24 protein-coding genes are annotated in these 26,734 nt (G+C 59.5%); 12 read left to right on the top strand and 12 right to left on the bottom strand.

Annotation, left to right across the window (positions count from 1 at the left end):
- Positions 1–5: 5 nt before the first annotated feature.
- A complete protein-coding gene (gene xth / locus DL88_RS09310; protein WP_034995031.1) occupies positions 6–782 on the bottom strand; it encodes an exodeoxyribonuclease III in 777 nt (258 codons plus the stop codon).
- A gap of 82 nt (positions 783–864) precedes the next feature.
- Positions 865–2,139 carry an FAD-dependent monooxygenase gene (locus DL88_RS09305; RefSeq protein ID WP_051955790.1) on the bottom strand — a complete coding sequence of 425 codons (1,275 nt, stop codon included), beginning with the start codon at positions 2,137–2,139 and terminating at the stop codon, positions 865–867.
- Between the two features lie 464 nt (positions 2,140–2,603).
- Here DL88_RS09305 and DL88_RS09300 point away from each other — a divergent pair, with 464 nt between their 5' ends.
- Positions 2,604–3,221, top strand: coding sequence for a CGNR zinc finger domain-containing protein (locus DL88_RS09300; RefSeq protein ID WP_210165292.1), 618 nt, complete (start codon positions 2,604–2,606; stop codon positions 3,219–3,221).
- An 84-nt stretch (positions 3,222–3,305) separates the two neighbouring features.
- Positions 3,306–4,286 (top strand): DMT family transporter, encoded by a 981-nt coding sequence (locus DL88_RS09295; RefSeq protein WP_051955788.1) that lies wholly within the window; start codon positions 3,306–3,308, stop codon positions 4,284–4,286.
- Between the two features lie 164 nt (positions 4,287–4,450).
- On the opposite strand, the gene gltA is transcribed toward DL88_RS09295, so the two are convergent.
- Positions 4,451–5,740, bottom strand: coding sequence for a citrate synthase (gene gltA / locus DL88_RS09290; protein WP_034995028.1), 1,290 nt, complete (start codon positions 5,738–5,740; stop codon positions 4,451–4,453).
- A gap of 283 nt (positions 5,741–6,023) precedes the next feature.
- Positions 6,024–7,451, bottom strand: coding sequence for a glutamate--tRNA ligase (gene gltX / locus DL88_RS09285; RefSeq protein WP_034995025.1), 1,428 nt, complete (start codon positions 7,449–7,451; stop codon positions 6,024–6,026).
- A 225-nt stretch (positions 7,452–7,676) separates the two neighbouring features.
- Between gltX and DL88_RS09280 the strand changes: the two genes are divergently transcribed.
- Complete coding sequence (locus DL88_RS09280) at positions 7,677–10,082, top strand: ComEC/Rec2 family competence protein (RefSeq protein ID WP_245270739.1); 2,406 nt, start codon at positions 7,677–7,679, stop codon at positions 10,080–10,082.
- Here the strand turns inward: DL88_RS09280 and DL88_RS09275 are convergent.
- Entirely contained in the window at positions 10,049–10,792 is a 744-nt protein-coding gene (locus tag DL88_RS09275) for a glutamine amidotransferase (RefSeq protein ID WP_034995022.1), read from the bottom strand. The two genes, DL88_RS09280 and DL88_RS09275, sit on opposite strands and share 34 nt — an antisense overlap.
- 134 nt (positions 10,793–10,926) lie before the next feature.
- On the opposite strand from DL88_RS09275, the gene trpC reads away from it, so the two are divergent.
- The 5 genes from trpC to DL88_RS09250 all read left to right on the top strand — a co-directional run bounded on the left by trpC (position 10,927) and on the right by DL88_RS09250 (position 14,947).
- Positions 10,927–11,760, top strand: coding sequence for an indole-3-glycerol phosphate synthase TrpC (trpC, locus tag DL88_RS09270; protein ID WP_034995142.1), 834 nt, complete (start codon positions 10,927–10,929; stop codon positions 11,758–11,760).
- Positions 11,757–12,239 (top strand): cyclic pyranopterin monophosphate synthase MoaC, encoded by a 483-nt coding sequence (moaC, locus tag DL88_RS09265; RefSeq protein WP_034995018.1) that lies wholly within the window; start codon positions 11,757–11,759, stop codon positions 12,237–12,239. Before trpC ends, moaC begins: the two co-directional genes overlap by 4 nt.
- Positions 12,236–13,543 carry a molybdopterin molybdotransferase MoeA gene (locus DL88_RS09260; RefSeq protein ID WP_051955787.1) on the top strand — a complete coding sequence of 436 codons (1,308 nt, stop codon included), beginning with the start codon at positions 12,236–12,238 and terminating at the stop codon, positions 13,541–13,543. The genes moaC and DL88_RS09260 overlap by 4 nt, the downstream gene beginning before the upstream one ends.
- A gap of 231 nt (positions 13,544–13,774) precedes the next feature.
- The gene (gene lexA / locus DL88_RS09255; RefSeq protein ID WP_034995014.1) at positions 13,775–14,506 is read left to right on the top strand and encodes a transcriptional repressor LexA; all 732 of its coding nucleotides are present in this window, start codon (positions 13,775–13,777) and stop codon (positions 14,504–14,506) included.
- 123 nt (positions 14,507–14,629) lie between these two features.
- Complete coding sequence (locus DL88_RS09250; protein WP_245270738.1) at positions 14,630–14,947, top strand: hypothetical protein; 318 nt, start codon at positions 14,630–14,632, stop codon at positions 14,945–14,947.
- Positions 14,948–15,025: 78 nt separating this feature from the next.
- On the opposite strand, the gene DL88_RS09245 is transcribed toward DL88_RS09250, so the two are convergent.
- Both DL88_RS09245 and DL88_RS09240 read right to left on the bottom strand, forming a co-directional pair.
- Positions 15,026–16,393, bottom strand: coding sequence for a sensor histidine kinase (locus DL88_RS09245; RefSeq protein WP_051955786.1), 1,368 nt, complete (start codon positions 16,391–16,393; stop codon positions 15,026–15,028).
- 78 nt (positions 16,394–16,471) lie between these two features.
- A complete protein-coding gene (locus tag DL88_RS09240; protein WP_034995009.1) occupies positions 16,472–17,170 on the bottom strand; it encodes a response regulator in 699 nt (232 codons plus the stop codon).
- A 176-nt stretch (positions 17,171–17,346) separates the two neighbouring features.
- On the opposite strand from DL88_RS09240, the gene DL88_RS19860 reads away from it, so the two are divergent.
- From DL88_RS19860 to DL88_RS20805, 3 genes are all read left to right on the top strand, one after another.
- Positions 17,347–17,649 (top strand): hypothetical protein, encoded by a 303-nt coding sequence (locus tag DL88_RS19860; RefSeq protein WP_245270737.1) that lies wholly within the window; start codon positions 17,347–17,349, stop codon positions 17,647–17,649.
- 273 nt (positions 17,650–17,922) lie between these two features.
- Positions 17,923–18,807, top strand: a complete 885-nt coding sequence (locus DL88_RS09235) for a sterol desaturase family protein (RefSeq protein ID WP_084705078.1) — start codon at positions 17,923–17,925, stop codon at positions 18,805–18,807.
- A complete protein-coding gene (locus DL88_RS20805; RefSeq protein ID WP_245270735.1) occupies positions 18,804–19,061 on the top strand; it encodes a cysteine rich repeat-containing protein in 258 nt (85 codons plus the stop codon). The genes DL88_RS09235 and DL88_RS20805 overlap by 4 nt, the downstream gene beginning before the upstream one ends.
- A gap of 246 nt (positions 19,062–19,307) precedes the next feature.
- Here DL88_RS20805 and DL88_RS09225 read toward each other — a convergent pair whose 3' ends face one another.
- The 3 genes from DL88_RS09225 to DL88_RS09215 form a co-directional block, all read right to left on the bottom strand.
- Positions 19,308–20,903 carry a B12-binding domain-containing radical SAM protein gene (locus DL88_RS09225; protein WP_034995005.1) on the bottom strand — a complete coding sequence of 532 codons (1,596 nt, stop codon included), beginning with the start codon at positions 20,901–20,903 and terminating at the stop codon, positions 19,308–19,310.
- A 216-nt stretch (positions 20,904–21,119) separates the two neighbouring features.
- Entirely contained in the window at positions 21,120–22,148 is a 1,029-nt protein-coding gene (trpD, locus tag DL88_RS09220; protein ID WP_034995133.1) for an anthranilate phosphoribosyltransferase, read from the bottom strand.
- A 17-nt stretch (positions 22,149–22,165) separates the two neighbouring features.
- Positions 22,166–22,765 carry an anthranilate synthase component II gene (locus tag DL88_RS09215; RefSeq protein WP_034995003.1) on the bottom strand — a complete coding sequence of 200 codons (600 nt, stop codon included), beginning with the start codon at positions 22,763–22,765 and terminating at the stop codon, positions 22,166–22,168.
- Positions 22,766–23,098: 333 nt separating this feature from the next.
- Here DL88_RS09215 and DL88_RS19340 point away from each other — a divergent pair, with 333 nt between their 5' ends.
- Positions 23,099–23,671 carry a DUF3016 domain-containing protein gene (locus DL88_RS19340; RefSeq protein ID WP_051955785.1) on the top strand — a complete coding sequence of 191 codons (573 nt, stop codon included), beginning with the start codon at positions 23,099–23,101 and terminating at the stop codon, positions 23,669–23,671.
- A 6-nt stretch (positions 23,672–23,677) separates the two neighbouring features.
- Here DL88_RS19340 and DL88_RS09200 read toward each other — a convergent pair whose 3' ends face one another.
- The gene (locus tag DL88_RS09200; protein ID WP_034994998.1) at positions 23,678–25,126 is read right to left on the bottom strand and encodes a cryptochrome/photolyase family protein; all 1,449 of its coding nucleotides are present in this window, start codon (positions 25,124–25,126) and stop codon (positions 23,678–23,680) included.
- Positions 25,127–25,213: 87 nt separating this feature from the next.
- Positions 25,214–26,728, bottom strand: a complete 1,515-nt coding sequence (gene trpE / locus DL88_RS09195; protein WP_084705077.1) for an anthranilate synthase component I — start codon at positions 26,726–26,728, stop codon at positions 25,214–25,216.
- Positions 26,729–26,734: the final 6 nt, after the last annotated feature.

Genomic DNA, 26,734 nt, shown 5'->3' with positions numbered 1-26,734 from the left:
CAATGTCACGTCAGCCTAATCCGCACGGGAACATGATCGGAAGGTTTTTCCTCGGCGCGGCGTTCCTTGTCGATCACCACTTCCTGCAGATGGTCCGCCGCCTGCGGTGACAACAGGAGGTGATCGATGCAGATGCCTTTATTACGCTGCCATGCACCGGCCTGATAATCCCAAAAAGTATAGAGCCCTATCTGGTCCGTGACGGCACGCAGCGCATTGGTGAAGCCGAGATTAAGCAATGTCTGGAATTTCGTGCGGGTCTGCGGTAGGAAGAGCGCGTCACCTGCCCAGACTGCGGGATCAAAACAATCCCCGGGCGTTGGAATCACATTGTAGTCACCCGCAAGGACGAGCTTTTCCTCGCAGCGCAACAGCTCTTGCGCATGGGCGATCAAGCGGTCCATCCAGGCGAGTTTATAGGGATATTTCTCGGTATCCGGCGGGTTGCCGTTGGGCAGATAGAGAGAGACGACGCGCAAGCGGCCGATGTCACTGTCCATCACCCCTTCGATGAAGCGCGCATGTTCATCACCCGGGTCTCCCGGCAAGCCGCATTTTGTCTCGATCGGGGTTTTGGAGAGAATGGCGACACCATTGAAACCCTTTTGTCCGTGCACAGCCGCATGATAACCCTTGGCCTCGATAGCCTCGCGCGGAAAGGCGTCATCCGTGCATTTCAGTTCCTGCAGGCAGAGAATGTCTGGTGCGACCTCATCGAGATAGCGCAGGAGATGATCGGTTCTCTGACGGATCGAATTGACGTTCCATGTCGCGATCTGCACGCGGGCTGTCCTTATTGAATCGATGCGCTTGATGAAAGGATGGCATTTCGTTTCGCGCGGAATCCGGAAATCGTCGGACGGTTTAGCTGGCTGCGCGTAACAGCGTAGGGCGATCCGATGGCAGGCGCATGAGGCGGGGCAGGGGGCCGTGTGGCAGCACACCTTCCCGCATGATAGCCCGCCGCAAGGGTCCGATGGCGGAGAATGCCGCGAGCCCGACGCCGCGCAGGAAATCGACTGGCAGCAAATCCGAAAGCAGCGAGCGATTGAGCACGTCGACGCCATCGGTCCGCAAGGCGATATCGCTGCGTCGCGCCCGCGCATAGCCCGCAAGAACCTCAGACACGCCGATATCACGGCCATCCGCTCGCGCATCTTCGAGACATTCGATGAGGCTGGCGCTATCGCGCAGGCTGAGGTTGAGCCCTTGCGCGGCGAGAGGCGGAAAAACATGGGCCGCCTCGCCAATGAGGGCGATGCGATGGCCCGTCAGCCGGGACACACGCATGCCCGACATGGGGAAGAAACCGCGCGGCTGCTCCAGAGTCAACTGGCCGAGACTATGCGCTATCTGTTCCTTGATCTCGCACGCAAGCGCCTCATCGGCGAGTGTGGCGCGGCGCTTGGCCTGTTCGGCATTCATGAGCCAGACGAGGCTGGAACGATGCGGATGATCATTTTGCGGCGGCAGAGGCACAAGCGTACAGGGCCCGAAACGCGTGTGGTATTCGGTCGAGACGGAGCGGTGCGGTCTTTCATGCGCCAGAAAGGCGGTGAAGGCCGTCTGCGGATAGGGCCAGCTCCGCGCGCCAATGCCCGCCTTATGCCGTGCGGGAGAGCCGCGCCCATCGGCCGCGACAATGAGTTTCGCTTTGATCCGCAGACCCCGCCCGGTCTCTGCCGCGACATGATCGGAATGGAAAGTCACATCGCGCAACAGGCTTTCGTGAAGCGCAAGATTCGGCGTATCCGCAGCGATGGCGGCAAGCCTTTCGACCAAAACGCCATTTTCGATATTCTCGCCGAAAGCCGGCAGTCCAATTTCGCTGGAAGCGAAAGCGATGGAATTGATGGGGAGACGCGCGCCGGTCGCATCAATGATCCGGATTTCCTTCAAAGGTGCGCTATGGACCTGCAAAGCTCCCCACAGATCCAATGCCCTGTAGAAACGCAAGGACCCTTCGAACAAAGCGACCGTCCGGCCATTGGGACGCGTTTGCGTCAGGCCAGCACAGATGACCGAGAAACCGGATTTAGCGAGGCCCAGTGCAACGGAAAGGCCAGCGGCGCCGGCACCGGCGACGAGAATGTCGCAGCTAAGCGAGGACGGAGCGGGCTCGTCAGATGAAGACCTCATGGTGATCGTGACCCCCTCATTGCTAAACCCTTGGCTCAACCTTGGCTAAAAACCTTGACGAACGGCACGCCGCCTCGGCCCATGCTGTCAGGGTGAAGAGAAACGGAACCAGGAGGGCTCTAACACGGCGCACCACTCCGCATCAAACGCGACAGCGTCACACTGATCACGCTTACCTTCCGACATCTTCTCTCGATTTCGGCCCCCATTTCGTTGTCAGCCCTGCGCTTGGGTCGGTTCCATCCGGATGTGTCAGTGTGGCTCAATTTATCAGGTGCTGGTCGTAGCGAGAAGAATTTGACGCTTTTACAAAAAGTTATAGCGAATCATGCCTTGTTTTTCGCCGTGCTTGAAGGGCTCGCGAACCAATTCTCCTGTTTGGTTCCGCAGCCTTACCCCGCCAGACACTCTTCTGCTTATCCGGGTCAGTTTACAAACTATTAAAACCGGTTAATATGGTTTTTATGAAAAGCAGAAGCGAGTTTCGTTTCACTGCCGGCCGTCTGTCTCTTGATCTGGCGGCGACTTTGCGCCGCCGGCCATCGGAGCGGATTGATGTGCTCGCGCCAGAAGGCGCATCCGCGCGCTGGCTGCGCGATGCGGGACTCGTTTCGGATCTCTTGACGCTTTCGCCACAGCAGGAAGTGGAAATAATTGCCCTGCGGGAGGCCATCTGGATTGTTGCCGACACGGCCTTGCACGGGGATTCCCTGCCGCGCGATGCCGTGATGCTCCTGAACACAAATGCCTGTTATCCTTTGGCTGTACCGCAACTTGACGCAGTAACAGGCGCAATCCGTTTCATTGCCGACAATCCGTTCCGCACAGCGCTCGCTTCAATTGCGAGAGACGCCATTGAACTGATCGGCGGCCCTCAGCGCGGACAGATCAAGGCCTGCGAACAACCCGATTGCCGCATGTTGTTCCTCGATACTTCGCAAAGTTCGAGACGGCGCTGGTGCTCGATGGACCGTTGCGGCAGCCGGGCCAAGGGCGCGGCATTCCGCTCCCGCCATAGGCCGGAACCTTCCGGAGAAGAATTGGGCGGCCATGGACACGGTGGAGAGAAACAGGGCGCCTGATAGAGCCGGGCGCTGGGTTAGAATGCATATTATTTATAAAAATCAATAAATTATGAATAATTCGTTTAAAAGAGGGAGGTCACAATGGACGCTGGGGGTGAAGGCACCAATGGTTCGGCGGGATTCGTTCTTGCCCTTGTCACGGCCACCTTCCTCATGGGATCGAGCTTCGTCGCTGGTAAGCTGTTGCTGCAGGATGGATTCGACCCCATGGTACTCGTCGGCTGGCGTTTTATCGTAGCCGCCACCGCGACCTTGCCACTCGCCTTCCTTGAAAACGGCCGGTTCCTCACCGGTATTCTCCCCGCACAGACGAACCCGCGCGTTTGGGGCACCATCATCCTCATCGGTCTGCTCCAGACCGCTGGCGTCATGAGCCTGTTGTTCCTGGCCATGCAATCCATTTCGGCCTCGACCGCCGCCATTCTCCTGTTCACCAATCCGATCTGGGTCGCCCTTCTCGGAAGGGTCTTTCTAGGCGAAACGCTGAACCCCACGCGGGTCGCCGGCCTCCTTTTCGGCATCACAGGCGCGGGTCTCGCTTTGGGCGTCAATCCCATGACCATTTTTTCCCCGAATGCCTCGCATGGGGAAATCATCGGACTTTCATCGGCTTTCTGCTGGGCTTGCGCGACAATCGTCAACAAGCGCGCGCGCCTCCCTGTACGCGTGTGGACCTTGAGCTTTTGGCAGATGGGGATTGGCGGACTCGTCGTGCTCGCTGTTGGTTATGCGCGTGGCGGTCATTGGCCTGCTCATGTGAGTGCGGCGCAATGGGTCTATTTCCTCTGGTTGGCGATTCCGGCTTCGACTGGCTCGTTCGGGCTCTGGTTCGTTGCGCTTGCGCGCGGCGGCGCGACACGAGCGAGCGGCTTTCTGTTTCTCGCTCCGTTCTTTGCCGTGATTCTTTCTTTTTTGACGCTCGGAACGACGCTCACATTCACTCAAACCCTCGGTGGCATCCTGATTGGCCTCGCCTTGTGGCTTATGAACCGGCCAGCTTCTTCTAAAACCAAGGAGAGGGAGCCGCTTGTGCTCCAATGTCCGCCTTCTCCCAACAGGTGAAGGAAACGGCCTTTGCACGATTTGTTTCCGCTCGAATGAATATGCGAATGCGAACCGATCGGCATTCATGCCGATCCATAAGCCCATTCCATAACAAAAAGGCTGGCGAACCCGGTTCGCCAGCCCCATGAACAGATTGACAGATACGAGGGTGTCTGCCGCAATCAGCGCTTTTCGATCGTGACGTAATCGCGCTGCGTATAGCCGGTGTAGAGCTGGCGCGGACGGCCGATCTTCTGCGCCGGATCCTCGATCATTTCCTTCCATTGCGCGATCCAGCCCGAGGTGCGGGCGAGTGCGAACAGAACCGTGAAGAGTGAGGTCGGGAAGCCCATCGCCTTCAGGGTGATACCGGAATAGAAGTCGATGTTCGGATAGAGCTTCTTCTCGATGAAATATTCATCGTGAAGGGCGATCTTCTCGAGTTCGACCGCGACGTCGAGCAGCGGATCGTCCTTGATGCCGAGATTGGTCAGCACTTCGTGACAGGTCTTCTGCATGATCTTCGCGCGCGGATCGTAATTCTTATACACGCGGTGACCAAAGCCCATGAGACGGAAGGGATCATCCTTGTCCTTGGCCTTGGCAATATATTTCGGAATATTCTCGACGGTGCCGATTTCCTCCAGCATCTTCAATGCGGCTTCGTTGGCGCCACCATGAGCGGGACCCCAGAGGCAGGCAACGCCGGCGGCGATGCAGGCGAAGGGATTGGCGCCCGAGGAGCCGGCGAGACGCACGGTCGAGGTCGAAGCGTTCTGTTCGTGGTCGGCGTGGAGAATGAAGATCTTTTCAAGCGCGTCGGCGAGGACGGGATTGACCTTGTATTCTTCCGCAGGCACCGCGAAGCACATATGCAGGAAGTTCGCGGCATAGCCGAGATCGTTTTTCGGATACACGAAGGGCTGACCAACAGTGTATTTGTACGCCATCGCCGCCAGCGTCGGGATCTTCGCGATCAGGCGCATCGAAGCGATCATGCGCTGTTTGGGATCGTGAATATCGGTCGAGTCGTGATAGAAGGCGGACAGCGCGCCAACGACGGCAACGAGAATGGCCATCGGATGCGCATCGCGCCGGAACCCGTTGTAGAAGCGGGTCAATTGCTCATGCACCATCGTGTGCATGGTAATGCGTTTATCGAAATCTTCCTTCTGCGCCTTGGTGGGCAGTTCCCCGTAGAGCAGCAGATAGGCGGTTTCCAGGAAGTCGCCCTGTTCGGCGAGCTGGTCGATCGGATAACCGCGGTAAAGAAGGATGCCCGCATCGCCATCGATGTAGGTGATCTGGGATTCGCAGCTCGCCGTGGAGGTGAATCCGGGATCGTAAGTGAATGCGCCGGTTTGCGCATAGAATTTGCCGATATCGACGACCGATGGGCCAATGGTCCCGGCCTTGACCGGAAAATTATAGGACTTGTCGTCGAGACTAAAGGAGCCGATCGTCGCGCTCATCAAGACCGCCTTCTTGGTTCGATGTATCGGGGCCGGATTCCAAATTCATTGCCGGAATCCAGAGCCACACGGCTTGTGCAGCGCGCAATTCACTAGCCATTCATCCGTCTCTGTCAAGGCGCGCAGGATTGCGCCTTTAGGCAGGCATTCGCTTTTTCAGAAAATATTTCCAAACGGATTCTCGCCGCAATTTCATGGGCAAGGCTCATGATGGCCGTGTCTCCATTACAAGCTGTTGTGATGGATGAGGTTCGGTCTGGGCACTGCCGCGCTGCAGTCGGTATCAAGCCCCGCTCGCCTGATCGAGCAAGCGTCCGAGCCCTTCCTCGCGGCCGAGGACCTCCAGCACGTCGAAAATGCCCGGCGAGGTCGCGCGGCCAGTCAATGCCGCGCGCAGCGGCTGTGCCACCTGGCCGAGCTTGACGCCTGTCTCGGCAACATAGCCGCGCACGATGGCTTCAAGCGGCTCCGCCTTCCATTCGGCGCAGGCGGTGAACAGCGGTAGCAGCGCGCCAATATGCTCCCTCGCTTTATCGTCGAGCAGTGCCTGCGCCTTGGCGTCGAGCATCAAAGGGCGTTTGGCGAACAGGAATTGCGCGCCATCCAGCAATTCGACCAAAGTCTTCGCCCGTTCCTTAAGCCCGGGCATTGCCGCCAGCAATTGCGCTTTCCGCTCGGGCGTAAATTCCAGTGGGAGCACCGGTTTGTTCGGCAGATGGGGCAGGGTGGCTGTGAGCGTCTCAACGAGATAGGCATCATCAGCGTGGCGCAGATAATGTCCGTTCATGTTTTCGAGCTTGGCGAAATCGAACCGGGCCGGCGAACGGCCGACATTCGCGAGATCGAAAGCGGCGATCATCTCCTCGGTCGAAAAGAATTCTTTGTCGCCCTGGCTCCAGCCGAGCCGCACCAGATAATTGCGCAGGGCTTCCGGCAGATAGCCCATGCCGCGATAGGCATCGACGCCGAGAGCGCCATGCCGCTTCGACAATTTGGCGCCATCCGCGCCGTGAATGAGCGGGATATGGGCCATGGAGGGCACCTGCCAGCCAAGAGCCTGATAGATCTGCATCTGCCGCGCGGCATTGGTCAGATGATCGTCTCCACGGATGATTTGCGTCACCCCCATGTCGTGATCGTCGACGACCACGGCGAGCATGTAGGTTGGCGTCCCGTCCGAGCGCAGCAACACGAGATCGTCGAGGTCCTTGTTGGCCCAGGTCACACGGCCTTGCACCTTGTCGTCGAGAACGGTTTCCCCATCGCGTGGCGCCTTGAGGCGGACCACCGGTTTGACGTCGGAAGGTGCTTCGCTCGCCGGCCGGTCGCGCCAACGCCCGTCGTAACGCGGTGGCCGGCCCTCCTTGCGCGCCAATTCGCGCATTTCCTCAAGCTCCTGCGGCGTCGCGTAGCAATGATAGGCATGGCCCTTTTCGAGCAGCGAATAGACCACTTCGCGATGCCTTTCGGCGCGCTGGAATTGGTAGATGACATCGCCGTCCCACTGCAGCCCGAGCCAGGAGAGCCCGTCGAGAATGGCCGCTATGGCCGCGTCGGTGGAGCGTTCGCGATCCGTATCCTCGATCCGCAACAGCATCCTGCCGCCCGCGTGCCGGGCGAACAACCAGTTGAAGAGAGCCGTGCGCGCGCCGCCAATATGCAGAAAGCCGGTCGGCGAGGGAGCAAAACGGGTAACAACTTCATCGGACATGGCGAAATCCAGGAAAACAGGCGAGCGGCCGAACGGTGGACGGCAGTATCGAACGGAAAATATAATGCATAACGCGGGCATTTTCGGCTGACGCGGACGCGCCGCGTCGTGTAGCATGGAATAGTCGAAAGAAAAGCGCCTTGGCGCTCCACCGCGGAGAAATAGCCGGGGGCATCCATATCACACCCCGTGCGCAACCCGGACAACGCCTGTCGAAGAGCGTGAATGGCACGAGTTTCCACGACGCCTGTCCCGATCACATCAGTCGGAGCCGCCGAGGCGCCCATCGGGGATCGGATGGGAGAGGAAGCTGCCGCGCTGCCAGGCCGCAGCCTCTTCGGTGGGGTGTGGCGGATCTATGCGCGGGCCTTCGAAATTGAGATCGCCGATAGGCGCCTTTTCCTGTGGCTGCCGGTGGCGATGGGGGCGGGCGTTATTCTCTATTTTTGCGCGGCGCGTGAGCCATTGCTCTGGCTCAATGCCGCATTGGGCGTGCTTTTCGGCCTCCTCGCTTTTGTGTGCCGTGAAAGACGATTGATCTTCGTCCTCTTCCTCGGTCTTTGCGCGGTCTTCGCCGGCGAGCTTTCCGCCGGCCTGCGCAGCGCCCGTGTCGTGGCGCCAATGATCGCCAGGACCACGATCGTGACCGTTGAAGGCATGATCGAGCAGATGGACTACCGGCAGAGGGGCGCCCGTTTCGTCTTGCGTGTCGGCGCGGTCGAAGGAATGGATCCGGCCAAAACGCCCTTTCGGGTGCGGCTATCCACGCGCCGCGCCCCGCCCTTTGGCGCGGGGACCTATGTGCGCATGAAGGCGCGGCTGTTGCCACCCGCGCGCGCGAGCCTTCCGGGTGGTTATGATTTCGCGCGAGACGCTTTTTTTGCCCGCATCGGGGCGGTCGGTTCAGTACTCGGACGGATTGAGACCGTCGCGGCGCCGGATCCTCCCGACTTCAAGCAGCGGATGATGATGGCGCTCGATCGTGGGCGTAATGCACTTGCCCTGCGGATCAATACGATCGTTGGCGGTGATGCCGGTGCGATCGCCGCCGCCATGGTGACAGGTAAACGCGATCTCCTCTCCGAGGACGCCAAGGAGATCATCCGGGAAGCGGGCATATTCCACATCATCACGATTTCCGGTGTGCAGATGACGCTCGTCGCCGGCATTTTCTTCGTCGGCTTGCGGCAATTGCTGGCGTTGAGCCCCACACTGGTCTTGACCTATCCGATCAAGAAATGGGCGGCAGGCGCGGCGATCCTCGCCGCCATCCTCTACGATATAGCGACTGGTTCGCGCGTCGGCACCGAACGCGCTCTGGTCATGACCACCATCATGCTCACGGCGGTTCTCTGCGACAGGCAGGCGCTGACCATGCGCAATCTCGCTTTTGCCAGTTTCTTCGTGCTTTTTGTGGAGCCCGAAGCCATTCTCGGGGCGAGTTTCCAGCTCTCCTTCGCCGCTGTGGCGGCTCTGGTCGCCGTTTACGAATCGCGCGTGGCGGAACGTCTTAGGGAAAATGCGGAGGCTTATCGACCGCTCCCGGCAACGGCCGTCTCGGTAACAGGCGTACGCCATTTCCTGCGGATCGCGCACGAAACAGCGTGGGGCTTTGTGCGGCAAGGGCCGGGCGCCTTGCTCTTCGCGACCTTCTGCGCAACCTCGGCGACGGCCTCTTTCATGGCCTATCAATTCCACGAGCTCAGCCCCTATGTCCTGATCGGCAATCCCTTGACCCTGTCGATCATCGAGATTTTCGCCGTGCCCGGTGCGCTTCTCGGCACTCTGCTTTATCCACTGGGGCTCGATGGCTTCGTCTGGCATTATGTGGGCGCAGGCATCAATTTCATCCTCTGGCTGGCGAAGATCATCGGCAGCTGGCCGGGCGCGACTCTGCATCTTCCGGCCTTTGCACCCTGGTCGCTCATTTTTCTGAGTCTCGGTGTCCTTTCTGCCGTCCTGTGGCGCAGCCTGCCGCTGCGGATAACGGCAATTCCGCTCATTCTCATCGGTCTCGCGGGGGCTTTCACCGGCCCGCGCTTCGATCTCACTGTCCCTCCGACCGGCGACTATCTCGCTCTGCGCGGCGCCGATGGCCGTCTCGGCATTCTCGGGCCAAGGCCGAGCGATTTCGGCGCGGAACAATGGTTGCGCGCCGACGCGGATGGCCGCATGGCACGCGGCGCTCGGCTGAACGATGCCTGCGATCGATCGGGATGCGTCGGCTGGCTTGCCGACGGGCGCGCCGTGGCCCTCGTCCTCGACCGGGAAGCCTTCGTGGAAGATTGCCGCCGCGCCGCGATCCTCGTCACGCCGCTTAAGGCTCCTGAAGGCTGCGCCGCGGAAATCCTGATCGACCGACCGTTCCTGCAAGAGAGCGGCGCGATTACCCTACGTCTTGATCGCGCCGTGCCCGTGCTGCGAACGGCGCGGGCACCGGACGAGAACCGACCCTGGTCTCCAGCGCCGCCGCAGCATTGGCGCGCAAATCCGCTGAAAAGCAGTGGACGAGAATGGTGGCAGCCCGCGAGGCCGCGGCCGGAGGCTACGGCGGACCAACAACAGGACAGTGAGGAGACAGAGGATGGAATGCCCGATCAGGCGGCCGATGACGCCACGCCACCCGATTGAATGAGGGTCCCAACCTCTGGCGATGCCAGCCAATGTTTCAGAAAGCGTTGGGCACGATCCTTCAAGCCATCGCGCAGCTGCTCGTTGCGAGCGCGGAGCGCCGTGATATCAACGCCCGCCTTGGCAAGTTCAAAGGCATGACCAATCAGCCAGCGTTCGAATCCATCGCCGCCAGCTTCCGGATGAAACTGGATTCCGAGAGCCTGCGGTCCGAAGGCAAAGGCCTGATGGGCGCAAATGTCGGTACTGGCAAGCAGCGTCGCGCCTTCGGGCAGATCGAATGTATCGCCATGCCAGTGGAGAACCTCTTCTCCCGCGAAGGCTGTGAAGGGCGATGCCTGTCCGGCTTCCGTCAGAATGATCGGCTTGAAACCGATTTCTTTGGCGGGTCCGGGAAACACCTTCGCCCCTAGCGCCCGCGCCATGAGTTGCGCGCCAAGACAGATTCCCATCAGCGGGTGGCCTGCGGCAAGCCGTTTTTCGATGAGCCTGATTTCGTCGCTCAGAAAAGGATAGATATCCTCCTCATAGGCGCCGATCGGCCCGCCGAGCACGAAGAGGAGATCGGCCTCGGTAAACTCAGGCCCGTCGAGCGGATCACAACCCGCTTCCCTGTAATCGAGCGTAAAGCCTGCTTCACGCAGCACCGATTCGAAAGCACCAAGATCCTCGAAGGCCAGATGACGAATGGCAATCGCGCTTTTGGACATCGATTCCTCGCTTACAGAAGGACATTCCAAGGAATTGCGCCGAAATGCTTCGGCAACGAAGCCACAGCCGCATTCCGACTTGGTTTCGGCGGCGATTTCCCCTTAAAATGCGGGGAACAAAGGACCGGATGGATATGGCGGATATTTTAAAGCGGATCGAAGCTTATAAGAGGCAGGAAATCGCGCAAGCGAAAGAAAATGTCAGCCTCGACATTCTGCGCCGCCGCTGCGAAGAGGTTGAAAAACCGCGCGGATTCATCGATGCCCTGGCGGCGAAGCGACAAAACGGCGAGACGGCGCTCATCGCTGAAATCAAAAAAGCCAGTCCCTCGAAAGGACTGATCCGCGCCGATTTCGATCCGCCTGCGCTGGCGCGGGCCTATGAGGCGGGCGGTGCGGCCTGCCTTTCGATTTTAACCGATACGCCATCCTTCCAGGGACTGCCAGCCTATCTCACCGCCGCGCGGAATGTGGTCCGCCTGCCGGTGCTGCGCAAGGATTTCCTGTTCGATCCCTATCAGGTTTACGAGGCGCGCGCCTGGGGCGCCGATTGCATCCTGATCATCATGGCTTGCGTCGATGACGCGCTGGCGCGCTCTTTGCGCGATGCGGCGCACGAGACCGGCATGGATTGTCTTGTCGAAGTCCATGACGAGGCTGAACTAGAGCGCGCTTTGCGGCTAGAAACCCGGCTGGTCGGTATCAATAACCGCGATTTGAGGACTTTCACCGTCTCGCTCGAAACCAGTGAGAGGCTGGCGGCGAAAATTCCCGCTGATCGCATGATCGTCGGTGAGAGCGGTATTTTCACCGCGCAGGATTGCTGGCGGCTCAGAGCGCATGGCATCTTCTGTGTGCTCGTCGGCGAAAGCCTGATGCGCGAGGCCGATGTGACGGCGGCGACACGCCGGCTGCTCGCCCAACCGGCGGGCGTGGAGGCAAACGATCGGGCCTCTGTCGTCTCATGACCAGCCTGACCCATCTTTCGAGCCAGGGCGAGGCGGCCATGGTCGATGTCTCCGCCAAGGCCGAGACCGACCGCACGGCGATTGCCGAAGGCCATGTCGTCATGCTTCCGGAGACGCTGGAGCTCGCTCTCTCCGGCAATGCCAAGAAGGGCGATGTTATGGCGGCTGCCCGCATCGCCGGCATTATGGCGGCGAAGAAAACCCATGAACTGATCCCGCTCTGCCATCCGCTGCTTCTCACCAAGGTGAGCGTGGATATCGAACCGGACGCCACCCTTCCGGGTTTTCGCGTCACGGCGCTCGCCAAAGTCAAGGGACAGACCGGCGTTGAAATGGAAGCTTTGACGGCGGTTTCCATCGCCTGTCTCACACTTTACGACATGTTGAAGGCGGTGGACCGTTTCATGCGTATCGAAGGCATTGGTCTTCTGGAAAAGCAGGGCGGAAAATCCGGCTCCTGGAAAAGAAACGCGGAATGAACGTGGCTTTCCCCTCATCGGGTGCTGCCGGCACGGCCGGTGATGCGCCCAAAACCGGTCTTTCCGTCGCCGAAGCGAAGCGGCGCATTCTGGCCCAGGTCGCACGGCCGCATGGCGAGGAACATGTGCCGATTGAGGAGGCCTGTGGCCGCACCCTCGCGCAGCCACTGGTCGCGGGACGCACGCAACCGCCTTTCGATGTCTCGGCGATGGACGGCTATGCGATCCGTGCCGAGGATGTGACTGGAGATTTGGCTGGCGGCGAAGGCGCGGTGGTCAGGCTCAGGCTGATTGGAGAAAGCGCCGCCGGTCACGGCTTCGATGGACGCCTCGGCCCCATGGAGACGGTGCGTATCTTCACTGGCGCGCCCGTCCCGGAAGGTGCCGACACGATCCTGATCCAGGAATTGGCGACGCGGGAGGACGCCTGGATCATCCCGCAAAAAGTCCCGCCGCGCGGACGTTATATCCGCCCGGCAGGCCAGGATTTTGCGGCGGGAGACATCCTCATCAACGCCGGGCGCCGTCTCACGCCAGCCGATATCGGTCTCGCGGCAGCGGCTAATTATGCGACGGTTCCGGTGTTCGAGCGCCCGCGTATCGCGATTCTCGCGACTGGCGATGAACTGGTGAGGCCAGGGGAGGCGCTTGGGCCATCCCAGATCGTCTCGTCCAATCCCTATGCCATTGCCGCGCTGGTGCGCGAGGCGGGCGGCCTGCCGATCGATCTCGGCATAGCTGGCGACAAGCTCGAGGATTTGGCGCGCGCCATTGAGGCCGCGCGGCAGGCAAAGGCCCATGCTCTGGTGACATCGGGCGGCGTTTCCGTCGGCGATCATGATCTCGTGCGCAAGGCGCTCAGCGATGAAGGCATGGAGCTGAATTTCTGGCGCATTGCCATGCGGCCCGGACGGCCGCTGATCCATGGACGGCTCCATGATCAATCCGGCGATATGGCGATTCTCGGCCTGCCGGGTAATCCGGTCGCGGCCATGGTTTGCGGCCTGTTGTTTTTGAAGCCGCTGGTCCGCGCCCTTGGCGGAGAACAGGTGGTTTTCGAGGAAGAGGTCAGCGAACCTGCGGTGCTTGCCTCCGCAGTCGCAGAAAATGACGGGCGTGAAGATTTCCTGCGCGCCGTCTACCGCTATGACGGCGCGGGATTGCCCTTGGTCACACCATTCGCGGCGCAGGATTCCGCCCTGCTGAGCGTCCTGTCCCATGCCAATTGCCTGCTGATCCGTCCGCCTCATGCGGTTCCCGCGCAGGTTGGCGAGCCCTGCCGGATCATCCGTATCGATCGGTAAGAATCGATCTCGTTTCCTCCTGCCGCCATAAGGAATTCTTCACCTCGATGCGCTGACGTTCAAGAAAGAACGCCCCCAGATTGGAATGCAGCTTGCGGAACACAGGGCGAACATATATAGTTTGTTCACTGTTTGTTTGGAGCAAGCCGCACGGCGATTCCGGTCATTAGGGCGGTTTGCCGCCTCCACCTGCGAACCACACGATCTTTCGAGGGATGAAAGGGGCAAACAATGCTCACCAAGAAGCAAAGTGAATTGCTGCGCTTCATTCATGAGCGCCTCCAGGCAACCGGGGTCCCGCCCTCTTTCGACGAAATGAAGGAAGCGCTCGATCTTCGCTCCAAATCGGGCATTCACCGCCTGGTCATGGCACTTGAAGAACGCGGTTTCATCCGGCGCCTTCCCAATCGCGCACGGGCGCTTGAGGTTCTCAAACTGCCGGATGGCTCAATACCCTTGGGAGCTTCGGCTCCTTCCGCGCCCGTGAAGCCCAAGAAATTCTCTCCCAGCGTCATCGAGGGAGATCTCGGCCGGGTCAAGCCGATGACCCCGCATTTCGATGAGGATGGGCAGGAGGCGGCCATCGTCTCCATTCCGGTCATGGGCCGTATCGCGGCCGGTACACCAATCAGCGCCTTGCAGCATCGCAGCCATACGATCGGCCTGCCGCCCGATATGCTGCCTCTCGGGGAACATTACGCCCTTGAAGTGCGCGGCGATTCGATGATCGATGCCGGCATTCTCGATGCCGATACGGTGATCATCCGGCGGCAGGACACAGCGGAAAATGGTGATATCGTCGTGGCTCTGATCGACGATGAGGAAGCGACGCTCAAACGTCTGCGCCGTCGCGGCGCGTCGATTGCGCTGGAGCCTGCCAATGCCGCCTATGAGACGCGGATTTTCGGTCCAGACCGCGTACGTATCCAGGGCAAGCTCGTGAGTCTGATCCGGCGTTACTGACTCAGGATCGGGCACTTTGGCTGGACGCATGGACCAATCACAGGTGCTCAACCGGACCCCGCTGGCTCCTTTCTCGCATTCCGCTTAAGGTGAGCATCAATAGCGGAAATGATGGACTGGGTCATGGACAGGGACGAGATCGTCAAACAGCTCGCGGGACTCGAGGTTGAGCTGATCAATCGCATCTGGGGTTGCGTCGCCGAGGAAGAAGATACGTTCGAATTCATTTCCCGCCAGCTCGTCGCCAAGCCTGAGGACGCCGATCTCCAGAATTTCATCAATCATGCGCTGACGGGTGTTTTGCTCGCTGTCGCCTTCTATCGTTTCAAGGAAACGATGAAGCCGTTCCTGAAGCCGGAAGAGATGGCGGAGGCCTTTATGCGCATGACGCACAACAAGGCGAAGAATGTCGTCGATCATTGGCATGAACATCCGGAATGATGCGTGGTATATATTCCGTGTATGTGAGTGCTGCCCTGCATAATCCAGGACACAATCAAAGTTCCGGTTTCATGGCCCTCATAATCCGGCCGACGGGTTGAAGACTGGAAGGATCAGAGACACCCTTGCGCCGCCGCCGGGCCGGTCGGCGATTTCGATGTCGCCACCCTGGGCGCGGGCGAGATTGCGGGCGATGGCAAGGCCGAGGCCCGCACCGCCGCCTTGCCGCGAGCGCGATGGCTCGAGCCGGGTGAAGGGCTCCATCACCGCTTCGCGCGCTTCCGGCGCGATACCCGGACCGCGATCCTCGACGACGAGGCGAACAAGGCCATTGTAGGCTTTCAGCGAAAGATCCGCGCAGGCGCCATATTTCAGCGCATTATCGACCAGATTGGCGACGATGCGGCGCAATGCCAGGGAATCGCCGAGAATTGGCGCGCTTTCCCTATGAAGAATTCGCACCGGCGCACCGGCCCTGCGGCGGGCCTCGGCTTCTGTCAGGGTGATCGCTTCAAGATCAAGCCATTCCTCCTGCAATTGCCCCGCACCAGCCTGGGTGGCGAGCAGGGAATCATCGAGCAGGCGGATCATATCCTTGATATCGCCGATGGCGGCCAATTTTTCATGAGGATCAGGAATGGCTTCTACGCGCAGACGCAGGCGCGTGGCACAGGTGCGCAGATCATGGGAAATGCCGCCGATCAGAGCCATGCGCGCGCGCAAGAGCCCGGAGATCCGTTTCTGAAGCCGTGTAAAGGCGTCCGCGAGTGAGCGGATTTCCGGCGCGCCGCCGGACGGCACGACGACTGGGGTCGCCGTACCATCAAGATCGATATGGTCGAGCGCACGGGCGAGCTGGCGCAGCGGCCGCGTTTCGTGCGTGACGCCGAGAAGCACGATCAAGGCGATGATCGCGGCGATGAGACCGCTCAGAAGACCGATGGGCAGGCCGAAAGGCGAAATGGAGGGTGGAACCCGCGCGGCAAGGACCAATCTTTGTCCGTCGTGCAAGGCGATGACGAGATCGAATTCATTCAGCAAACGCTGTCTCAGCCGCTTCAAAGGCTCAAAAGGCGAAGGGCGAGGGGGCCTGGCCACGGCGAGCATTCTTTCGCCCAAAACCGCCCGATAGGCTTGAGCAAGCTGAGGTTCCAGAGGCCTGCCATCGTCAAGCCGGGCTTCGCTCTCGATCGATGAATGAAGCGCTGGTCCGTTCACGGCACTCAGCAAAACGCTGCGTTCCTGCTCGGTGACTGCATTGTCGATCAGCGTGGCAATGACGGCCACGCGCTCCGGGGGCAGAACAGCAAGTGTCGTATTCTGGCCATCCCGGACGTAAAACAGGGCCAGGCTGATGAGCCAAAGATTGATGATGCCGATGAAGCCGATCAGGCCCAGCCGGGCAGACAATGAAAGGCGGCGCAGAAACAGAGGCGGCCGGCTCATCGCAACTCCTCGCGGCGCCCATGTGATGCTTTCATGACGCAATCATCATGGCGCACTCACGACGCATTCGTGACGCATTCATGGCGCAGACGTTACAACAGCGGTAAACAAATATCCGCCGTTGCGGACCGTGGCGATCAATTCGACTGAATCGAGTTTCTTGCGCAACCGTGAAACCAGCATGTCGATCGCCCGGTCGAAGGGATCTCGGGAGCGGCCGTGAACCAGATCAAGCAATTGCTCACGCGTCAGAACCCGGCGTGGGCGCTGGACGAAACAGGCAAGCAATTCGAATTCCGCGCTGGTCAAGGCGACGGCACCCTCCGGACCCGTCAGGCTGCGGGCATCGATATCGATCTGATACTCGCCGAATACAAAACGCCGCGACGGCGGTGAGAGGGGCGTTCCCACACGGCGCAGGACTGCACGAATGCGCGCAAGCAGTTCGCGCGGATCGAATGGCTTGCAGACATAATCATCGGCACCGAGTTCGAGACCAACGATGCGGTCCACCGAGTCGCTTTTGGCGGTGATGATGATGACCGGCGTGTTCCCGAGCGCACGAAGGCGCCGGCAGAGCGCCAGCCCGTCCTCGCCAGGCAGCATGAGATCGAGCAGGATCAGGTCCGGCATCGCGCGGCGCAGTGCCTCGTCCATTTCGTTGCCGTTGCTGACGGCATCAAAAGCAAAATTTTCGCGATGAAAGAAATCGGCAAGCAGACGCCGGATCTCCGGATCATCCTCGACAAGCAGCAATCGTTTTTCATCGGCGTTCATGGAAACATTGTTTCCGAACAGCGGTCTTTGAGCAAGAGGGGCGGCGGGCCTGTTACAAAAGATGACAAATCGCGCACAAATCGCGACATCCGCATGAAACGGGCGAGACAAAAGACTGCGATGTTCCTGACTGTCGGCAGCGCAGTCCTGCCGGGCATATATTATTGGAGAATCGCATGTATAAGACGCTCCTGTCTGGCCTTGTGGCCGGTGCGGTCATATTCGCCACCCTTCACCCCGCCAATGCCTTCAGCCGCAATGGCTCCTTCACCGGCGCACGCGGCACAACAAGCTGGGGTGGTTCCGGCTCCTGCTCGGGTGGCTCTTGCTCGCATAGCGCTGGTGGAACAGGACCGGCCGGACGCAGCTGGAACCGCCAAGGCTCTTCGAGTTGCGCCAACGGCACATGCTCAGGCTCGGGCACCTACACCGGACCCAGAGGCGGAACCGTTCAGCACGGCTATTCAGTTTCCCGCTGATCCTGGTGTTTTCGGACAGATCCGGAAACATCCCACTAAAGAATCCAGAGCATTTTCGATTGAACGAAAATTAGCTTAGAATAACAAATATTTGAGAATACGAATATTTTTTATGTATGCGTCCGGTAACTACGGACATGCACCCATTGCAGGCTTCAATCAAAGGGCAGGCGATCGCCTGCCCATTTCCCCTACGCTCGCTTGTGCTCATGATACCCAGGCTTCCGTGGCCTGAGTGATATTGACGCGTGTTTCGCTGGAGCTGGAGGCTTTATGGCAATCTTCCTCGTCCAGGCCGGCATGTCGATACGGTTCGCGCTCCTCGCGATTTTCTTGATGGGCGTCGAATATGTCGTCTCCCGTGCGATGAAACGGCAGGTCTATGATCTGTCCGAAACTTTGGCCTCTCTCGCCATCTCATGGACGCATATTCTGATCCGCACCGCGGAGGTGGGGCTTGTCGCCTTGCCCTTTCTCTTTGTCCACCATCTCCGGCTGTTCACCATCGAAATGAATGCCGCGAGTTGGGTCTTTCTCTTTTTCCTGAGTGAATTTGCTTATTACTGGCAGCATAGGGCGGGTCATCGCATCGCCTTCATGTGGGCCAATCATGCCGTCCACCATTCGGCGACGAAGCTCAATCTGAGTGCCGCCGTGCGTCTAGGCTGGGCCGCCAATCTGTCCGGCTCCTTCCTTTTCCTGCTGCCTCTCGTCTGGATTGGTTTTCCGCCAGCCGCAGTCTTGATGATGTTCGGCGTGGGAATTTTATATCAATTTTTCATCCATGCCGATGTGCCGGTGAGGCTCGGTCCATTGGAGTGGATCTTCAACACACCGATGCACCATCGCATACATCACGCATCCAATGCCGCCTGTCTCGATCGCAATTACGGTGGCGTGCTGATCGTGTTCGACCGGTTGTTCGGCACCTTTGCTGAAGCGCCCGCCGGTGAAACCCTGGTCTATGGCGTGTGTGGCGCGCGGCGCAGCGTCAATCCGGTTTGGATCATCCTGCGGGAATGGGTTTCGTTGACGCGCCGCATACTCTCCGCGCCAGATTTTATCGGTGCCGTGAGAGTGCTGTTCGGGCCGCCGTCACTTGAGAGCCGGCGCTCGACACCCTGTCCACCCATCCTTTGTCATTGTGGAGAAAAATGATGAACAAACATATACTTGCCTTCTCTTCCCTGGCTTTTGCCTCGGCCCTTGCTTTTTCGTCTGCCCCTGCTTTTGCGCAGAATGCCGCCATGATGCAAGCGCGCTCCGCCTGCCAGGCTGACGTGAAGGCGCTCTGCCCGAATGTGTCGCCCGGCGGCGGCCGCATCATGGAATGTCTCAAGAGCCAGGGGGACAAGGTGAGCAGCGGCTGCCGCGCGGCTTTGACCTCGGCGGCTCATGCGCAGCCTCACTGATCCCAATCTATCGCGATCAGTGAGGTTCGGCTTGAGCGCCGCTGCGCCGCAGTCGCGGGGACAAGTTACAATGAGTCATGCTCATTGTAACTTTGCATCAGGCCCTCGATAACGCTCCTGCCGCCGGCCGTCTGCCGCAATAACAGACCCGATCTCAAATCTCATCGGTATGAGAGCCGCACGGCGGATGGGAGCAATCCCATCCGCCGTATGCATTGGCAAGTCTCGTCCTTATGGCGCGTCCCGTTACGAACTCACCTGCTGTTCGAGTTCCAACGCCCGCGCCTTTGCCGAATAATGCGAGGCATTGTTCTTGCCGGCACAGGCATCTCTCGCAAAGGCGATGAGATGATGGGCGACGATACCGCAGCGGATGATCGGCTCGACCCGGCCACGCGAAAGCGAGAACAGGACGAAACGCCAGAATTCGGCTTTGTAATCGCTGCGCAGGCCGACTTTCCAGATGATTTTCGTCAGATAATACAACCCCTTGCGGATGTTGCGCGGCGACAGACGCTGTCGGCTCGCGGGCCGCCTTATCTTATTGGGAAAAGTGTGGTCGAGTTGATAGCGATAGCGGTCGAAGAGTGCTTTCGGCTGATAGGCCTTGTCCATGCATTCCCGCCACATGGTGAGCACGGACTCATAAGGCAGCTTGAAAATGACATTCGATTCAAGTTCGGCATTATCGCAGAGACGGCCTTCCTTTTCGAGCCGTTCCCACAAAGGCGTGCCGGGCAGGGCTTGCAGCAGATTGATCGTCAGCAGTGGAATATGGGATTCCTGCACAAAGCGGATAAGATTGCCGCCAGTCTCCAAAGTATCGGTATCGAGCCCCAGAATGATGCCGGACACGACCTCCATGCCGTAGCTGTTGATCGTATTGATCGCCTCCAGGATCGGCACCGCCATATTATGTTGCTTTGAAATGGCCTTCAGAGCCTGCGGTTCGGGTGTCTCGATGCCGCAGAAGATCGTGTCGAAGCCGGCCTCCCGCATCATGGCGAGAATATCGGGTGAACGGGCGATATTAAGCGTCGCCTCGCAGGCCAGAGAGAGCGCATAGCCGTTGCGCTTCTGCCAGTCGATCAAATGCGGTAGGAGATCCTTGAGCGCATTGCGGTTGGCGACGAGATTGTCATCGACGAAATAGACCGAACCGACGACGCCTTCCTCGAGCAATCGATCGAGTTCAATGACGATCTGATCCTTCGACTTGAGCCGCGCGACCCGCCCGTAGAGACCTGGAATATCGCAAAATTCACATGTATACGGACAGCCGCTTGAAAATTGTATGCTGCCGAGAAAATATTTGTCGATCGGCGCGAGTTCGTATGCGGGCACCGGGAAATCGGCGAGGTCGCGCCGCACTCCAGTGCGCAAAACCACCTGTTCAGGCGGCCGCGTCACATCTTTCGCCAGAATGTCGACGAGTTCCTGCGTGGCGTCGCCGAGTTCCCCGACATGTAGATAATCGAAGTCCGGATAATAATGCGGGCAAGCCGAGACTGAAGGGCCGCCAAGCGCCGTGACCTTGTTGAAGACATGGGCTCTGCGGCCGATATCCTCAATCTGGCGCCTTTGAATATGCATGCCACTGACGAAGACCACATCCGCCCAGCGAAAATCCTCGGCGGTCGCAGCGCTCATATTTTCGTCGATGAAACGGACTTCCCAGTTCTCCGGCAGAACCGCTGCAACAACGAGCAGGCCCTGCGGGGGCATGAAGGCTTTGACCCCGTCCGTCAATTCATAGGCATATTCGAACGTCCCGAACGACGGAACGTAGCGGGGAAAGACGCAAAGAATACGTCGTCGGTCGGGAGCTGAAAAACGGGTCATGAGCCTGGAAATCCATGCAGCCGATTACCGATCGGACATCAAAACCGGCGTCTCGATGAAAACGAGCCGGTTTTGCTGCCTTTCCGCTGCGTCATTATGCCGATGCAGCGGTTCGATTACTAAAACGTGATAAAGACAACTCTGCAACGGTTTTCCCATGACTTGGAATTGGCCAAGTGGGAGAGACGGCAGAATCGAATCAATTCCGAATCAAGATCAGGCAGCGTGGCTCTGTCTGTTCGAAACAGCAACGAGATTTTCGAGCACGGCAGCGGCCGCTCCGCTCTCCAGCGCCTTTGTGCCCTGAAGCACGGCATCCTTCAAATCCGCTGCCTTGCCAGCGATGATCAGCGCGGCGCCTGCATTCAGGAGGGCAATGTCGCGATAGGGACATTTTTTGCCCTGCAGGACGGCGCGCAAGGCTGCGGCATTGGTTTCGGGATCGCCGCCCTTGAGCTCCGAGAGCGTCGTCTGTGGCAGGCCCGCCATCTCCGGCGTTATGGTGAAGGAACGGATCACGCCATCTTCCAATGCAGTGACGAAGGAGGGGCCTGTTGTGGTGAGTTCATCGAGCCCATCCGACCCGTGAACGATCCAGAGCCTCTGGCTTCCCAGCGCCTGCAGCACCTGCGTGAGCGGTTCGAGCCAGCTCTGCGAGAAAACGCCGAGAAGCTGGCGGGTGACACCGGCCGGATTACTCAGCGGGCCGAGCAGATTGAAAATTGTGCGCGTACCAAGTTCCACGCGGGCCGCTGCAACATGGCGCATCGCCGTGTGATGCGCCTGAGCGGTCATGAAGCCGATGCCTGCCTGCTTTATGCAGGCTTCGACTCCCGCCGGATCAAGCCCCGTCCTGACGCCGAGAGCGGTGAGGACATCACTGGCCCCCGAGCGGGAGGAAGCGGCGCGATTGCCATGTTTCGCGACGGGCACGCCGCAGGCGGCGACGATGAGGCTCGCCAAAGTCGAGACATTATAGGTCCCGTGGCCATCGCCACCGGTGCCGACAATATCGATTGCATCAGCCGGTGCATCGACGCGCACCATCCGCGCCCGCATCGCGGTGACGGCGCCGATGATTTCGTCGACGCTCTCTCCGCGCACGCGCATGGCCATGAGAAAGCCGCCCAATTGCGCCGGCGTGACTTCACCGGCCAGAATTTGCTCGAAGGCGGCCTCGGCCTCGGCGCGTGTCAGGCTGGAGCCGGTCGCGAGCTTGGCCAGAAAGGGTTTGAAGGGATCCATGTGAGAAACAATCTGCGTCAGGCGGCCCGCCTGCCGGCGTTCCATTCCGTGGCGAGATCGAGAAAATTGGCGAAAATCCTCGCTCCTTGTTCGGAAGCGATGCTTTCGGGATGAAATTGCACGCCATGGATAGGCAGGCTTTTATGGGAAAGCCCCATGATCAGGCCCTGGGTCTCGGCGGTGATGGAAAGATCCTGCGGCAGGCTTTCCCGATCGACGATGAGGGAATGATAACGGGCGGCCTTGAAAGGCCCATTGATACCGCGAAACAGCGATTGGCCCTGATGATCGATGACGGCAAGCTTGCCGTGGACGGGTTCCGGTGCGCGAACGACATTGCCACCAAAAACCTCACCGATTGCCTGATGGCCAAGGCAGACGCCGAAAATCGGGATCTGGCTCCCGGCGGTTTTGATCAGATCGAGGCAAATTCCGGCTTCGCGCGGTGTGCAGGGTCCGGGCGAGAGCACGATCGCGTCCGGCCGCGCCGCAAGAACCTCCGATGGCGTGATCTTGTCGTTGCGATGAACATCGACCCGCGCGCCGAGAGCACCTATGCCGTGCACGAGGTTCCACGTAAAACTGTCGTAATTATCGATGAGAAGGACGCTGACCATGAAATTCTTAGAGCATTAGTCCATGATACGATCAACCGGAATCAGGCTTTTTTCGCGCTAGCGTGATGCGGATCCGGGTGATCGATCGGTCTGGATGCGCTTTTTCAAAGAGTTCCCGTGTCGACTACCTTGATAGAGTGCCTGATCTTGACGATCCGGTCAGAACCGCATGAGAGAGGACGCTCGCTGGTCATATCGACCGAACAAAGGAAATCGGTCTGTTCTTGCGCCCATCCTCCGATTTTCTTCGGCGACCCTATGGTTTCGTGATGCCGGCGCTTCCGCTTCTTTCTCACTTCATCCCGCCTTGCCGTCTCGACGGAGTATTGATTCATGTATCCGGTAAAATTCGCCTTCCATGCTCCGTTTCAAGGCGTGCTGCCAAAAGGGTCGTCCCGCTTATGCCTCCTGACATTCGCATTGGCTTTATGCGGCCTCGTGGCTGGGTTTTCCGGTGCCAATGCCACAACGCGGGTCATTTTCTATCATCCGGACCGTTACTCGGACAGCGCCTTCCACAATCCCGGCCAGGGCAGCACGCCAAGCCTCGTCATGAGCGAGCTCAATCAATACATTCAGTCCTTGGGCAACCTCTATCTTCCTGCTGATCAGGATCTGACCGTCGAAATTTTGAACATTCAACTGGCGCGGTTTCAGGAATCCTGGGCCTTTACGGGCAATCGGGCGCGGACGCCGAGCCTCCTGGCGCCGCCGCCACGCATAACCTTGCGCTATACGCTGACCGTCCATGGCCAACCCTTCATCGACGCTCAGGAAACGCTTTTTTCGATGAATAATCTTCTGGATCAGACAGGCCAGTTCCTCGCTGGACCTTTTCAATACGAAAAGGCGATTCTCAACGACTGGTTTCAGAGACGGATCGTCCAGCACGACCCCGTATTTTGAGGTCACTCAACTTTCAGCACCAGCCGCCTTGCTCCGCCTGATCTCATCCCAGGCGGCAAGTGCCCGCTGCCGCGCGAAAGCGTGATCGACAAGGGGTTGCGGATAGGTCACGGCGGCCTTGCCAGAGTTTGCGCTTGAGACATCCCAAGGGGCATGGATCTGCTTGTTGGAGAGATCCGCAAGCTCAGGCACCCACTTTCGGATATAGTCTCCGGAAGGGTCGAATTTCCGTGATTGAAGTACGGGATTCATGATCCTGAAAAATGGAGCGGCATCGACACCCGTACCCGCAACCCATTGCCAGTTCGTGGCATTGGCGGCCGGATCGTAATCGGCCAATGTATGCGCAAACCAGCCTTCGCCTTCACGCCAGTCGATCAGCAGATGTTTGACGAGGAAGGAGGCTGTGACCATGCGAATACGGTTATGCATGAGCCCCGTCGCCCAGAGTTGCCGCATCCCTGCGTCGACGAGAGGATAACCGGTCTGCCCGCGTTGCCAGGCCCGCAGCGCGGCATGATCGTGTTGCCACGCCATCGCGTCAAATTCCGGGTGCAGATTGCGCGTGCCGAGATCCGGATGCTCCCACAAAAGCGACCAAGAAAACTCGCGCCAGCCCAGTTCCGCAAGGAATTTCGCCGGACTTTCGCCGGGGAGGGAAGCGGAGGTGACGGCGTGCCAGATCTGGTTGGGCGTGATCGCGCCAACGCGCAGAAAAGGTGAGAGTTTCGACGTCGCATCGAGGCTCGGGAAATCCCGTTCCTCCGCATAGCGGCAAAGATGATTTTCGAGGAATGCGTCGAGCATGTGGTGCGCGGCCGCCTCACCCCAGGCGTGATGGGTTTCGAGTTTCGCGGTCCAGACCAATTTTCCCATCTCTGCCACGAGGGCTGATGGCGGAATCGCGCCCGGCCAGCCCTCGGTCTCATGAGATGAAAACCGCAATCCGTCTGGTACCGGCAAGGGTGGAAGTGGAACGAAGTCGTGTGTCGCGGCACGCCAATAGGCGCTCCAAATTTGAAACGGCTGGCCGTTTCGGCCGCGAATGGTCCATGGCTCGTGCAGGAGGTTTCCGGCAAAGCTGCAAACCTCGATGCCTTCGCCCTTGAGCCGCTTTTTCAGGAGGATATCGCAATCCTTGCCGTCAGGATCGTAACGCCGGTGCCAATAGACGGTCCTGCTGCCGGAACGGCTAATGATCGCCGGCAGGATTTCCGCGGCATCGCCCTGAAAGAGGTGGAGCTTTCCACCTGCTTCCCGCAACGATTGCGCAAAGGCATCGACGCTTTTCGCATGCCACCAATCGGAAGCCGACGGCCGGTCGCGTGACGGATCTGAAATATAGATGCAGAGAAGGGGCGCGCCGCTGCGAAACGCAGCGGTCAGCGCCGCATGATCCGCCAGCCGGAGATCGTCACGGAACCAAAGAATGGCAGGGGCCGCAGATTTGCTCATTGCTGACCCTTTGGCTAACCCTTCGGCCAAGGCCCCGGCTGATTCTCCAGCTGATCCCGCGCCTTGCTTCCCGCGTGGCGCGCCCGTTCACTGGCCCCGGCGGGGACGCGTTGCGAAACGGACCGCTTCCTCAGCCGCCTTGAACAAAGCAGCCGCCTTGTTGACGCATTCACGCTGTTCGGACACCGGATCGGAATCATAGACAATGCCGGCCCCCGACTGCACATGCATCATGCCATCCTTGACGATGGATGTGCGCAGAACGATGCATGTATCCATTTCGCCCGAGGCGCCGAAATAGCCGATGCAGCCGCCGTAGATGCCGCGTTTGTCGACTTCGAGCTCGTCGATGATTTCCATGGCACGCACTTTCGGCGCGCCGGAGACCGTCCCGGCGGGGAAGCCGGCGCAAAGTGCGTCGATGGCATCGTGCCCGGCCGCGAAACGGCCCTCCACATTGGAGACAATGTGCATGACATGGCTATAGCGCTCGATGGCATAACATTCGGTGACATTCACCGAACCGATCTCCGCGACACGCCCGACATCGTTACGGCCGAGGTCGAGCAGCATCAGATGTTCTGCACGTTCCTTTTCATCAGCGAGCAATTCCGCCGCGAGAGCCTCGTCGGCTTCCTGCGTCGCGCCACGCGGACGCGTCCCGGCGATGGGGCGGATCGTGACCTTGCCATCGCGCAGACGCACGAGAATTTCCGGGCTGGAACAGACGACCTGGAAGGCGCCGAAATCGAGGTAGCAGAGAAACGGCGCGGGATTGACCCGCCGCAGGGCGCGATAAAGCGAGAAGGCAGGCAGGACGAAAGGCGCCGAAAATCTTTGCGAAAGCACGACCTGGAAAATATCGCCCGCGCGTATGTAATCTTTGGCGCGCTCGACCATGGCCGCATATTGGTCCGGAAGCGTGTTTGAAACCGGGGGCTGCGTAGCCAACAAGGGGTCGGCTTCGGTCGGATGAACCAGCGGGTTCTCGAGCCGCGCGAGCACGCTTTCGATACGGTCGCTCGCCTGTTCATAGGCGATCTGTGCTGAAATCCCCACGCGTGGCCTGAGTGGCGTAACGATGCTGATTTCATCCCGCACGGAATCGAAAACGACCATGATTGTCGGGCGAATCAGAATGGCGTCCGGCACGCCGATGGGATCCGGTTTTGCCGGATCGAGCTCTTCCATCTGACGCACCATGTCATAGCCGAGATAGCCGAACACGCCCGCCGCCATGGGCGGCAGATCGGCGGTTTTGGGAATGGCCGATTCGGCGATCAGGGCGCGCAAGGCGTCGAGCGGTGGCTCGGGGCAGGGCACGAAAGCCATCCGGTCCCGAAGCGCGTCGCGATTGATCTCCGCTCTATCGGCAAAGGCGCGCCAGATGATGTCGGGATCGAGCCCGATCATCGAATAGCGCCCGCGGGTGGCACCCCCTTCGACCGATTCGAGAAGGAATATGCCACCGGCTCGGCCTTGCGCGAGTTTCAGAAATGCTGAAACGGGTGTTTCCAGATCGCCGACGCATCTCGTCGAGATCAGAATCGGGCGTTCGGCGTCATAGGCGGCGCGCGCCGCCTCAAAAGGAGGATCAAACATCAGCGG

This window comes from Beijerinckia mobilis (assembly GCF_000745425.1).
In the GTDB taxonomy this organism is placed as follows: Bacteria; Pseudomonadota; Alphaproteobacteria; order Rhizobiales; family Beijerinckiaceae; genus Beijerinckia; species Beijerinckia mobilis.
This window is presented reverse-complemented; position numbering and strand designations above follow the sequence as displayed.

Excerpts from the sequence above, each read along its gene's own strand:
- DL88_RS09225 (WP_034995005.1), bottom strand. The coding sequence starts at position 20,903 with ATGACCCGTTTTTCAGCTCCCGACCGACGACGTATTCTTTGCGTCTTT.
- moaC (WP_034995018.1), top strand. The coding sequence starts at position 11,757 with ATGACCAGCCTGACCCATCTTTCGAGCCAGGGCGAGGCGGCCATGGTC.
- DL88_RS20805 (WP_245270735.1), top strand. The coding sequence starts at position 18,804 with ATGATGAACAAACATATACTTGCCTTCTCTTCCCTGGCTTTTGCCTCG.
- DL88_RS09260 (WP_051955787.1), top strand. The coding sequence starts at position 12,236 with ATGAACGTGGCTTTCCCCTCATCGGGTGCTGCCGGCACGGCCGGTGAT.
- gltX (WP_034995025.1), bottom strand. The coding sequence starts at position 7,451 with ATGTCCGATGAAGTTGTTACCCGTTTTGCTCCCTCGCCGACCGGCTTT.
- DL88_RS09250 (WP_245270738.1), top strand. The coding sequence starts at position 14,630 with ATGGACAGGGACGAGATCGTCAAACAGCTCGCGGGACTCGAGGTTGAG.
- DL88_RS19860 (WP_245270737.1), top strand. The coding sequence starts at position 17,347 with ATGTATAAGACGCTCCTGTCTGGCCTTGTGGCCGGTGCGGTCATATTC.
- DL88_RS19340 (WP_051955785.1), top strand. The coding sequence starts at position 23,099 with ATGTATCCGGTAAAATTCGCCTTCCATGCTCCGTTTCAAGGCGTGCTG.
- DL88_RS09300 (WP_210165292.1), top strand. The coding sequence starts at position 2,604 with ATGAAAAGCAGAAGCGAGTTTCGTTTCACTGCCGGCCGTCTGTCTCTT.
- gltA (WP_034995028.1), bottom strand. The coding sequence starts at position 5,740 with ATGAGCGCGACGATCGGCTCCTTTAGTCTCGACGACAAGTCCTATAAT.
- trpE (WP_084705077.1), bottom strand. The coding sequence starts at position 26,728 with ATGTTTGATCCTCCTTTTGAGGCGGCGCGCGCCGCCTATGACGCCGAA.
- trpC (WP_034995142.1), top strand. The coding sequence starts at position 10,927 with ATGGCGGATATTTTAAAGCGGATCGAAGCTTATAAGAGGCAGGAAATC.
- DL88_RS09295 (WP_051955788.1), top strand. The coding sequence starts at position 3,306 with ATGGACGCTGGGGGTGAAGGCACCAATGGTTCGGCGGGATTCGTTCTT.
- DL88_RS09240 (WP_034995009.1), bottom strand. The coding sequence starts at position 17,170 with ATGAACGCCGATGAAAAACGATTGCTGCTTGTCGAGGATGATCCGGAG.
- DL88_RS09215 (WP_034995003.1), bottom strand. The coding sequence starts at position 22,765 with ATGGTCAGCGTCCTTCTCATCGATAATTACGACAGTTTTACGTGGAAC.
- DL88_RS09280 (WP_245270739.1), top strand. The coding sequence starts at position 7,677 with ATGGCACGAGTTTCCACGACGCCTGTCCCGATCACATCAGTCGGAGCC.
- DL88_RS09305 (WP_051955790.1), bottom strand. The coding sequence starts at position 2,139 with ATGAGGTCTTCATCTGACGAGCCCGCTCCGTCCTCGCTTAGCTGCGAC.
- DL88_RS09235 (WP_084705078.1), top strand. The coding sequence starts at position 17,923 with ATGGCAATCTTCCTCGTCCAGGCCGGCATGTCGATACGGTTCGCGCTC.
- trpD (WP_034995133.1), bottom strand. The coding sequence starts at position 22,148 with ATGGATCCCTTCAAACCCTTTCTGGCCAAGCTCGCGACCGGCTCCAGC.
- DL88_RS09275 (WP_034995022.1), bottom strand. The coding sequence starts at position 10,792 with ATGTCCAAAAGCGCGATTGCCATTCGTCATCTGGCCTTCGAGGATCTT.
- lexA (WP_034995014.1), top strand. The coding sequence starts at position 13,775 with ATGCTCACCAAGAAGCAAAGTGAATTGCTGCGCTTCATTCATGAGCGC.
- DL88_RS09200 (WP_034994998.1), bottom strand. The coding sequence starts at position 25,126 with ATGAGCAAATCTGCGGCCCCTGCCATTCTTTGGTTCCGTGACGATCTC.
- DL88_RS09245 (WP_051955786.1), bottom strand. The coding sequence starts at position 16,393 with ATGAGCCGGCCGCCTCTGTTTCTGCGCCGCCTTTCATTGTCTGCCCGG.